At 67.6% G+C, this 9164-nt stretch carries 7 protein-coding genes and 1 tRNA gene; 2 read left to right on the plus strand and 6 right to left on the minus strand.

Annotated elements, in window-relative coordinates:
* Positions 1-25: 25 nt before the first annotated feature.
* The 5 genes from AC5RUJ_RS06950 to pcrA all read right to left on the minus strand — a co-directional run bounded on the left by AC5RUJ_RS06950 (position 26) and on the right by pcrA (position 7064).
* A complete protein-coding gene (locus AC5RUJ_RS06950) occupies positions 26-1081 on the minus strand; it encodes a zinc-dependent alcohol dehydrogenase family protein (RefSeq protein ID WP_494128083.1) in 1056 nt (351 codons plus the stop codon).
* A 118-nt stretch (positions 1082-1199) separates the two neighbouring features.
* Positions 1200-2120, minus strand: coding sequence for a succinate--CoA ligase subunit alpha (gene sucD, locus AC5RUJ_RS06955; protein WP_494001752.1), 921 nt, complete (start codon positions 2118-2120; stop codon positions 1200-1202).
* Positions 2121-2138: 18 nt separating this feature from the next.
* Positions 2139-3302, minus strand: coding sequence for an ADP-forming succinate--CoA ligase subunit beta (gene sucC / locus AC5RUJ_RS06960; RefSeq protein ID WP_494073387.1), 1164 nt, complete (start codon positions 3300-3302; stop codon positions 2139-2141).
* A gap of 221 nt (positions 3303-3523) precedes the next feature.
* Positions 3524-4618, minus strand: coding sequence for a mechanosensitive ion channel family protein (locus tag AC5RUJ_RS06965; RefSeq protein ID WP_494128084.1), 1095 nt, complete (start codon positions 4616-4618; stop codon positions 3524-3526).
* Positions 4619-4667: 49 nt separating this feature from the next.
* Entirely contained in the window at positions 4668-7064 is a 2397-nt protein-coding gene (gene pcrA / locus AC5RUJ_RS06970; protein WP_494023414.1) for a DNA helicase PcrA, read from the minus strand.
* A gap of 96 nt (positions 7065-7160) precedes the next feature.
* Between pcrA and AC5RUJ_RS06975 the strand changes: the two genes are divergently transcribed.
* Both AC5RUJ_RS06975 and AC5RUJ_RS06980 read left to right on the plus strand, forming a co-directional pair.
* On the plus strand, positions 7161-7817 hold the full coding sequence (locus tag AC5RUJ_RS06975; RefSeq protein WP_494128085.1) for a hypothetical protein: 657 nt from the start codon (positions 7161-7163) through the stop codon (positions 7815-7817).
* Between the two features lie 17 nt (positions 7818-7834).
* A tRNA-Arg gene (locus AC5RUJ_RS06980) sits at positions 7835-7907 on the plus strand.
* Between the two features lie 420 nt (positions 7908-8327).
* Here the strand turns inward: AC5RUJ_RS06980 and AC5RUJ_RS06985 are convergent.
* Positions 8328-9164 (minus strand): ROK family protein (locus tag AC5RUJ_RS06985; protein ID WP_494155707.1); only part of this gene is annotated, 837 nt, incomplete at its 5' end.

The raw sequence follows: 9164 nt of genomic DNA on the forward strand, positions 1-9164 counted from the left end.
GCGCTGGCGGGACGCCCGGCCCCGGCTAGGGCCGCAGCAGCACCTTGATCGCGCGGCGCTCGTCCATCGCCCGGTAGGCTTCCGCGGCGTCGTCGAGGGGCATGACCGCGTCGAACACCTTGCCGGGGTTGATCTTCCCGGACAAGACGTCCTCGAGGAGTTCGGGAAGGTATTGGCGGGTGGGCGCGGCGCCGCCGGCTACGGCAATGTTCTTCGAGAACAGCACGCCGATGGGCAGTTCGGCGCCGCCGGCGGGGACCCCCACGAAACCGACGGAACCGCCGGGCCTGGTGCAGCGCAACGCCTGGTCCATCGACTCCGCCGTGCCCACGCACTCGAGCACGGAGTCGGCCAGCACGCCGCCGAGCAGCCCCTTGACCTTCTCGGCGGCGGCCTTCCCGCGTTCTGCCACCACATCGGTCGCCCCGAATTCGCGCGCCAGTGCCGCCCGGTCGTCGTAGCGGGACATCGCGATGATCCGCTCGGCGCCCAGCCGCCGGGCTGCCAGCACTCCGCACAGCCCGACGGCGCCGTCACCCACGACGACGACGGTGCGTCCCGGGCCGACCTTGGCGCTGATGGCCGCGTGGTGTCCGGTCCCCATCACGTCGGAGAGCGTGAGCAGGCTCTTGGCCAGTTCCTCTCCCGGTTCGGTCACGCCGGGCACCGCAACCAGCGTGGCGTCCGCGTGGGGCACCCGCACCGCTTCGCCCTGCCCGCCGTCGACCGGCAGGCCGTGTTCGTCCCGGCCTCCCCAACTGGCCCGGCGTTCGCAGGAGGTTTGCACGCCGTTGCGGCAGGGCGGACACTCGCCGCAGCTGATGGCCCACGGGGCAATGACGAAGTCGCCGGCGGACAGCGCCTGCACCGCGTCGCCGGTGGCCTCGACCACGCCGATGAGTTCGTGGCCGATGGGATGCGGCCTGCCCGGCTCGCGGATGCCGCGGTAGGGCCACAGATCGGAGCCGCAGACGCAGGTGGCGCTCACGCGCACGATCGCGTCGGTGGGGGCAAGGATTTCCGGGTCGGGTCGTTCCTCGACCCGGATGTCGCCCGGTCCGTGGATGATGGCAGCGCGCATTAAGCCTCCTGTGCAGTGGTGGTGCTTTCCAGCCTAACCGCGTCGCCGCGGCGGCCGGGAACGGGCGAAGCCCGCCACCTTGTGCAGGTGGCGGGCCTCGATGCCGTAGGCGGAGGGCCTAGAGGCTGGACGGTGCCTCGTGGTCCGGGTAGACCTCGCGCAGCAGGTGCGCGGTCTCGGACGGGGTCTTGCCGACCTTCACGCCCGCGGCCTCGAGGGCCTCCTTCTTGGCCTGGGCCGTGCCGGAGGAGCCGGAGACGATGGCGCCGGCGTGGCCCATGGTCTTGCCCTCAGGCGCGGTGAAGCCGGCCACGTAGCCGACGACCGGCTTGGTGACGTTGGCCTTGATGTACTCGGCGGCGCGCTCCTCGGCGTCGCCGCCGATTTCGCCGATCATCACGATCGCCTTGGTTTCCGGATCGGCCTCGAACGCGGCCAGGGCGTCGATGTGGGTGGTGCCGATGACCGGGTCGCCGCCGATGCCGATGGCGGTGGAGAAGCCGAGGTCGCGCAGTTCGTACATCATCTGGTAGGTCAGCGTGCCGGACTTGGAGACCAGGCCCACGCCGCCCTTGCCGGTGATGTTCGCCGGGGTGATGCCCACCAGCGACTCGCCGGGCGTGATGATGCCCGGGCAGTTCGGGCCGATGATGCGGGTGATCTGGTTGCCGTCGGAGTCCTTCTTGGACTGTGCCAGCGCCCAGAACTCGGCGGAGTCCTGCACCGGCACGCCCTCGGTGATCACCACGACGAGGCCGATTTCGGCCTCGATGGCCTCGACCACGGCGTCCTTGGTGAAGGCCGGCGGGACGAAGACGATGGAGACGTCGGCGCCGGTCTCGGTGACGGCTTCCTTGACGGTGCCGAAGACCGGCAGGGTCTTCTCGCCGTGGGTGACGGTGGTGCCGGCCTTGCGCGCGTTCACGCCGCCAACGATGTTGGTGCCGGCGTGCAGCATGCGCGCCGTGTGCTTGGAGCCTTCGCCACCGGTGATGCCCTGGACGATGACCTTCGAGTCCTTGTTGATGAAGATAGACATGTTTTAGTTCCTCGGTCCTTAGGCGTTGGCCAGCTCGGCGGCCTTGTCGGCGCCCTGGTCCATGGTCAGGGCCAGGGTGACCAGCGGGTGGTTGGCGTTGAGCAGGATCTGCCGGCCTTCGTCGACATTGTTGCCGTCGAGGCGGACAACCAGCGGCTTGCTGGCCTTCTCGCCCAGGATTTCCAGGGCCTTGACGATGCCGTTTGCCACGGCGTCGCAGGCGGTGATGCCGCCGAAGACGTTCACGAACACGCTCTTGACCTGCTCGTCGTTGAGGATGACGTCCAGGCCGGCGGCCATGACCTCGGCCGAGGCGCCGCCGCCGATGTCCAGGAAGTTGGCGGGCTTGACGTTGCCGTGCTTCTCGCCGGCGTAGGCGACGACATCCAGGGTGGACATGACCAGGCCCGCGCCGTTGCCGATGATGCCGACCTGTCCGTCAAGCTTGACGTAGTTCAGGTCCAGTTCCTTGGCCTTGGCCTCGAGCGGATCCGCGGCGTCCTTGTCCTCGAGCTCCTCGTGGCCGGGCTGGCGGAAGGAGGCGTTCTCGTCCAGCGAGACTTTGCCGTCCAGGGCGACGATGTCGCCGGCGCCGGTCTTGACCAGCGGGTTGACCTCCACCAGGGTGGCGTCTTCCTTGATGAACACGTCCCAGAGCTTGACGATGACCTCGGCGACCTTGGGGCGAAGGTCTTCGGCGAAGCCGGCCTCGGCAACGATTTCGTCGGCCTTGGCCTGGTCGATGCCCACGGCCGGGTCGATGGCAACCTTGGCCAGGGCGTCCGGGCGCTCCACGGCCAGCTGCTCGATCTCCATGCCGCCCTCCACCGAGCACATGGCCAGGTAGTTGCGGTTGGCGCGATCCAGCAGCACGGAGAAGTAGTACTCCTCGGCGATGTCGGCGCCCTGCGCGATCATGACCTTCTTGACCGTGTGGCCCTTGATGTCCATGCCGAGGATGTTGGAGGCGTATTCGAATGCCTCGTCCGGGGTCTTGGCAACCTTGACGCCACCGGCCTTGCCGCGGCCTCCGACCTTCACCTGAGCCTTGACGACAACTACGCCGCCAATTTTCTCAGCAGCTGCCTTGGCTTCTTCTGGGGTGTACGCAACGATTCCAGCCAGCACGGGTACTCCGTGTGCCTCGAAGAGATCGCGCGCCTGGTATTCATACAGGTCCACGGGTTGTGTCCTTCTACGTCGAAGTCGTTTCTGACTCGGAGCGGCGTCCGCGGTTGGCCGTGGCGGTGACCACGGACGGTGAGCGGATGCCTGCAGTGCTCCATGGGGAACTCTAGCCCCTTTGGCCTCGGGCGCCGGTCCCAGAGTACCGCTTTAGTGGGCAAGGGCACACTTCTACGACTTGTAGAAGTGTCCGGCTTTGAGGTATCGGCGCCGTGAACCTAATTCTTGCCGCCGGCTCCCGTCTGATCCACGACGGCGGTGTTCCCGCCTTGGGCGGCCGGCCCGCCCTGCGCGGCAGCGTCCCCGCCCTGCGCGGTGCTTCCCCCGCCCTGAGCTGCGGCTGCTGCCGGTGCACTGCCCCTGATCACGGTCTGGTTCAGCAGCGGAATGCGCAGGCCTTCCTCGGCCAACGCTTCCTTGAGCCGGGCCCGCATCTTGCGCGCGATTGCCCACTGTTCCAGCGGCTTCGTGCGGATGGCCAAACGGATCACCACGGATTCGCCGGTCAGTGCCTCCACACCCCAGACCTCCGGATCGTCCAAAATCAGCCTGCGGTTGTCCTCGTCCATGCGCAGTTCCATGGCTGTCTTGAGGATCAACTCGGAGACCTTCTCCACATCGGAGTCGTACGGCACCGGGATGTCCAGCACCGCCCGCGCCCAGCCCTGCGAGGAGTTACCCACCCGCAGGATCTCCCCGTTGCGAACGTGCCACAGCGTGCCGTCCACGGCGCGCACCTGCGTGACCCGCAGACCGACCGACTCCACGGTGCCGGAGGCCTCGCCCAAGTCGACCACGTCACCGATGCCGTACTGGTCTTCGGCCACCATGAACAGCCCGGACAGGTAGTCCTTGACCAGGGTCTGGGCGCCAAAACCAATGGCGACGCCGGCAATACCGGCACTGGCCAGTACCGGGCCAAGATTGAATTCCAGCTCCGTGAGCACCATCAACGCGGTGACGCTGGCCAGCACGATGGTGGTGATCGAACGCAGCACCGATCCGATCGTCTTCGAGCGCTGGGCGCGGCGCACCGCGGCAATCGGCGAGTCCTGAATCAGCCAGTAGCGCGGGTCTTTCGTGTTCTTGGGCGCTGCAGGGTCGAATTTGTCCAGCTTGGCGGTCTCGCCGTCGGCGATCTTTCCCGTGACGCGTTTGATCACCATCCGCAGCACAATGTTCAGCAGGAATCCACCCAGCAGGATCAGCGAAACGCGCAGCGGCTTGTCAAGCCAAAAATCGGGGGTTGCCAGCCGTTCCAAAGTCCTGATGTCCACGTGGTCCATGGATAAGAACGGTAAGCGCCCCGTCATGCCGCTGCCAAATGCGCCGACGCAAACGTGGCGCATCTCCCAGCGGGGATCAGCCCATCTTGGTCAGCGGCGCATAGCGCAGCAGCAGCCGCTTCTCGCCGGCGTCGAATTTGACCTTGGCCACCGTCTTGTCGCCGGCTCCTTCGAGGCCCAGGACGGTCCCGTTGCCGAAGCTCGCGTGGTTGACCTTGTCGCCGATGGACAGCGCGATGACTTCCTTCTGCGGCTGCACCCGTCCAGCCCGGGTCTTGGCGCTGGTGATCGACGGCGCCGATCCCCGCATGTTGCTGATGTCCTGGCTGCCCGAGGTCCCGGCACCCCAGTGCGATCCCGAGTAGCGGCTGGACCCGAAGCTGCCCGCGGAGGCAAAGGTCGGGCGGGCTGTGCCTTCGCGTTTCCAGTCGATGAGTTCGGCCGGCACCTCTTCGATGAACTGGCTGGCCGGATTGAACTGGCTCTGGCCCCACATGCTGCGGGACTCGGACCGGGTCAGGTACAGCCGCTGGCGGGCGCGGGTCAGGCCGACGTAGGCCAACCGGCGCTCTTCGGCCAGCTCCGTCGGGTCGGTCATGGAGCGCTGGTGCGGGAAGATTCCGTGTTCCATGCCGGTGAGGAAGACCACCGGAAACTCCAGTCCCTTGGCGGTATGCAGCGTCATCAGCGTCACCACGCCCTGGTCCTGGGCCAGCCGTGCCGCCTCGCTGTCCGGGGCGTCTGGCACCTGGTCCGCGTCGGCCACCAGCGCCACCTGTTCCAGGAATTCGGACAGCGACCCTTCCGGGTTGTCCCGTTCGTATTCGCGCACCACGGCCACGAGTTCGGCCAGGTTTTCCACGCGGGATTCATCCTGCGGGTCGCTGCTCTGGCGCAGCATCGCCAGGTAGCCGGTCTGCTCCAGCACGGCCTCCAGCGCGGCCGCCGCACCGGACCCGGCGGCCACCTCGGCCAGGTCGTCGATGAGCTTCACGAAGCCGGCGACCGCGTTCACCGACCGGGTGGCCATGCCGGGCGCCTCCTCCGCCCGGCGCAGCGCGTCCATGAACGAGATCCGGTCCCGTTCCGCGAGCGCCGCGACGGCGTACTCGGCCCGGTCGCCGATCCCGCGCTTCGGTTCGTTGAGGATGCGGCGCAGGTTGACGACGTCGTCCGGGTTGGCCAGGACCCGCAGGTAGGCCAGCGCGTCCTTGATCTCCTTGCGTTCGTAGAAGCGGGTGCCGCCGACTACCTTGTAGGGCAGCCCCACCCGGACCAACAAGTCCTCGATGGACCGGGACTGGGCGTTGGTCCGGTAGAAAATGGCGATGTCGCCGGGGCGGATGCCCTCGGAGTCCTGCAGCCGGTCGATCTCCCCGGTGATGAAGCGGGCCTCGTCGTGCTCGTTCTCGCCCACGTAGCCGATGATCTTCTCGCCGTCGCCCTCGGCGGTCCAGAGCCGCTTGGCCGGGCGGTCGGGGTTCCGGGAGATCACCGAGTTGGCCGCGGTGAGGATGGTCTGGGTCGACCGGTAGTTCTGTTCCAGCAGGATGGTGCGCGCGCTGGCGTAGTCCTTCTCGAAATCGACGATGTTGCGCACGTCGGCCCCGCGGAAGGCGTAGATGGACTGGTCCGAGTCGCCCACCACGGTTAGTTCGCCGGCCGGAACCGACCCGTCCTCGGACTCCCGGGTCAGCTCGCGCACCAGCCGGTACTGGGCATGGTTGGTGTCCTGGTATTCGTCCACCAGCACGTGGCGGAACCGCCGGCGGTACGAGTCCGCAATCGCCGGGAACGCCTGGAAAATGAAGACAACCTGCGCGATCAGGTCGTCGAAGTCCATGGCGTTGGCCTGGCGCATACGCTGGGTGTAACCGGTGTAGACCGAGGCCACCGCCTGCTCGAACGGATCCGAATAGTTGGCGGTGGAGGCGAAGGACTCGTCGTCAATCAGTTCATTCTTCAGCGCCGAGATCTTGTGCTGGATGGACTTGGGCGGGAAGCGCTTCGGGTCCAGGTCCAGCCCCTTGGCCACCTGGCTGACCATCCGCAGCGTGTCCGCCGAGTCGTAGATGGAGAAGTTGGAGTTCAACCCCACGTGCTTGGCTTCGCGGCGCAGGATCTTCACGCAGGATGAGTGGAACGTGGAAATCCACATCCGCTTGGCCGAGTCCCCCACCAGCGACTCGATCCGCTCCCGCATCTCCGCGGCGGCCTTGTTCGTGAAGGTGATGGCGAGGATCTCTCCCGGCCGTGCGCGGCGGGTGGCGAGCAGGTACGCGATGCGATGGCTGAGCACCCGGGTCTTGCCGGATCCGGCGCCGGCGACGATCAGCAGCGGGGAGCCGGCATGCTTGACCGCCTCTTCCTGCTGCGGGTTCAGCCCCGAGAGCAGCTCTTCGGCGCCGGGCAGATGCGGAGCGGGCGGAGAGGCAACATGCGGGTCGAACGCCGGGTCGGTGAGGAAATCCATGGTCCCCTAAGTCTATTAGCCACCACCGACACTGCGGGACGCCGGCGGCGACTTCCGCCCACGGCCGACGCAGGAGCGCCCCGGCATAATGGTTGTATGTCCAAAACCCCAGCACAGCGCGCGAAGAAACACGGTGCGGCGGCGGCCCCAGCCCCCGGCAGCAGCGCCGCCGCGAGGCCTGCCGTTCCCGGCAGCACCCGGTCGCCCCAGCGCGCTGCCGGCAACGCGAACCTGATCGTCATCGCCGGGGCCGCGGCCTCGGCCTTTCTGTTCGGCTACTCGTTCCTGCTGGTGATGCCGCAGTTCTCCCAGCTGACCGGGGGGCTGGCCATGCCGGACACGCTCATCGGCGGATACTCCACCGAGTACGTCCAGCAGGTGCGCACCGCGTTCGGCGAAGACGGTGCCGGGCAATACAACTACTGGCACAAGACAGCCGACACCCTCTTCCCGCTGCTGTTCGGCTTCACGTGGCTGATCCTGCTGGGGCAGCAGATCCGCCGCCCCGGCTGGCGCTGGCTCGCCTGGTCCGTCGTCGTGCTTTACGTGGCAGCGGATCTGGGGGAAAATCTCGCCGTCGACGCCATGCTGGCCACGGACCCGGTCGGCGACGCGTCACTGGCGAGCTTCCTCACCGTCGCCAAGTCCGTCCTGTTCGGGCTGAGCCTGGTCGCCGCCGTCGTCGCGGTCTTCACCCGTAAACCCCGGCCTGCCGGAGACTCGGCCGCCGCACCGGCGGGCGGCGCCGTTTAAGCTAAGCTTTTGGCGTTGCCCCCGTAGCTCAGGGGATAGAGCACCGCTCTCCTAAAGCGGGTGTCGGCAGTTCGAATCTGCCCGGGGGCACTTCACCGCCGGCCCTGCCGGCGAAATGCGGCGGACGTGCCCGGCCCGTTAATCAGGGCAGCCGACCGCCGCCTGTGCAACCCCCCACGGAAGCACAGACGGTAGCCGGCTGTAGTGCCTTCCACCAAAGCGGCCGGGAATTCCCGTCAGCCGGGACCGCCGGTTCCGGTTCTTCCCGTTCGCCGGAGCCAGCAGCATCTTCCCGCCGCCTGTTGGCCGACGGCCGAGCCGTTCCCCTGAAGCACGTGAGCCGATGAAGGGACCGTTCATTTTCCCGCAGCGTGAGCACTCCAGGCACTGCCGTCACCATATATCTAAATCGATTGGATTTAATAAAGCAACTCCTGAACCGGTCAGGGCGGCGGCCCGGTCCGATGACGCCGACGTCGCTGTGTGAACCGCACCCCTGCCCGCGTCCGGCTAGCCCCCTAGGATCAACCCGCTGGCCTTGGGCGACAGCGCGTCATCCAGCACCAGGCAGGCGCCGCCGATGGCCCCCACCTCGAAGCCCAGCGGGGACGACACCACGTCAACCTCGTGGATCGCCCGCGACACAAACCGTTTGTTAATTTCCTCCCGCAGAATGGGCAGCGCAAGCTCGTCCAAGCCGTCCCACAGCGGGCCGCCAAAGATGACCCGGTCCACGTCCAGGATGTTGGCCACCTGCCCCACGGTTCCGCCCAGCAACCCGGCGGCCCGGCCGATGATCGCCGCGGCCGCCGGCTCCCCCTCGCTGGCCATGCGGCAGAGCGTGACGATCCTTTCGGTGGCCTGATGGCGGTCCCCCAGCTCGGCGCCGGCCGGGAAGATGCCGGCCTCCACGGCCTGCCGGAACAGCGTGCCGAAGTTCAGCGCCATGCCCACGCAGGTGCGTTTCCCGCAGTCGCACAGCGGGACCTCCGCCTCCACCGGAAAATGGCCGATCTCCCCGATATTGCTGGAGGCGCCGCGCAGCACCTGTCCGTCGAGCACGATGCCGGCGCCCAGGCCCGTGCCCAGGTAAACGAACACAAAGTTCTCGGGCTCCCGCCGTCCGCTGGCCCACAGTTCCGCCACCGCCGCGGCCGTCGTGTCCTTGTCCATCAGCACCGGCAGGCCCGTCAGGTCGCGCAGGGGTTCGCGCAGCGGCACCGAGGTCCACTCGCGCATCATCGGCGGATCCACCACCATCCCTTCGGCCGCGTCGATCGGCCCGGGCGCGGCCAGGCCGATGCCCAGGATGCGGTGGCGTTCGATCCCGGAAGCGGCGATGAGCGC

The sequence above is a fragment of the Arthrobacter sp. Y3223164 genome, assembly GCF_059091005.1.

Bases quoted from the DNA above. Each gene is read 5' to 3' on its own strand.
- sucD (WP_494001752.1), bottom strand. From the start codon at position 2,120: ATGTCTATCTTCATCAACAAGGACTCGAAGGTCATCGTCCAGGGCATC.
- AC5RUJ_RS06965 (WP_494128084.1), bottom strand. From the start codon at position 4,618: ATGACGGGGCGCTTACCGTTCTTATCCATGGACCACGTGGACATCAGG.
- pcrA (WP_494023414.1), bottom strand. From the start codon at position 7,064: ATGGATTTCCTCACCGACCCGGCGTTCGACCCGCATGTTGCCTCTCCG.
- AC5RUJ_RS06975 (WP_494128085.1), top strand. From the start codon at position 7,161: ATGTCCAAAACCCCAGCACAGCGCGCGAAGAAACACGGTGCGGCGGCG.
- AC5RUJ_RS06950 (WP_494128083.1), bottom strand. From the start codon at position 1,081: ATGCGCGCTGCCATCATCCACGGACCGGGCGACATCCGGGTCGAGGAA.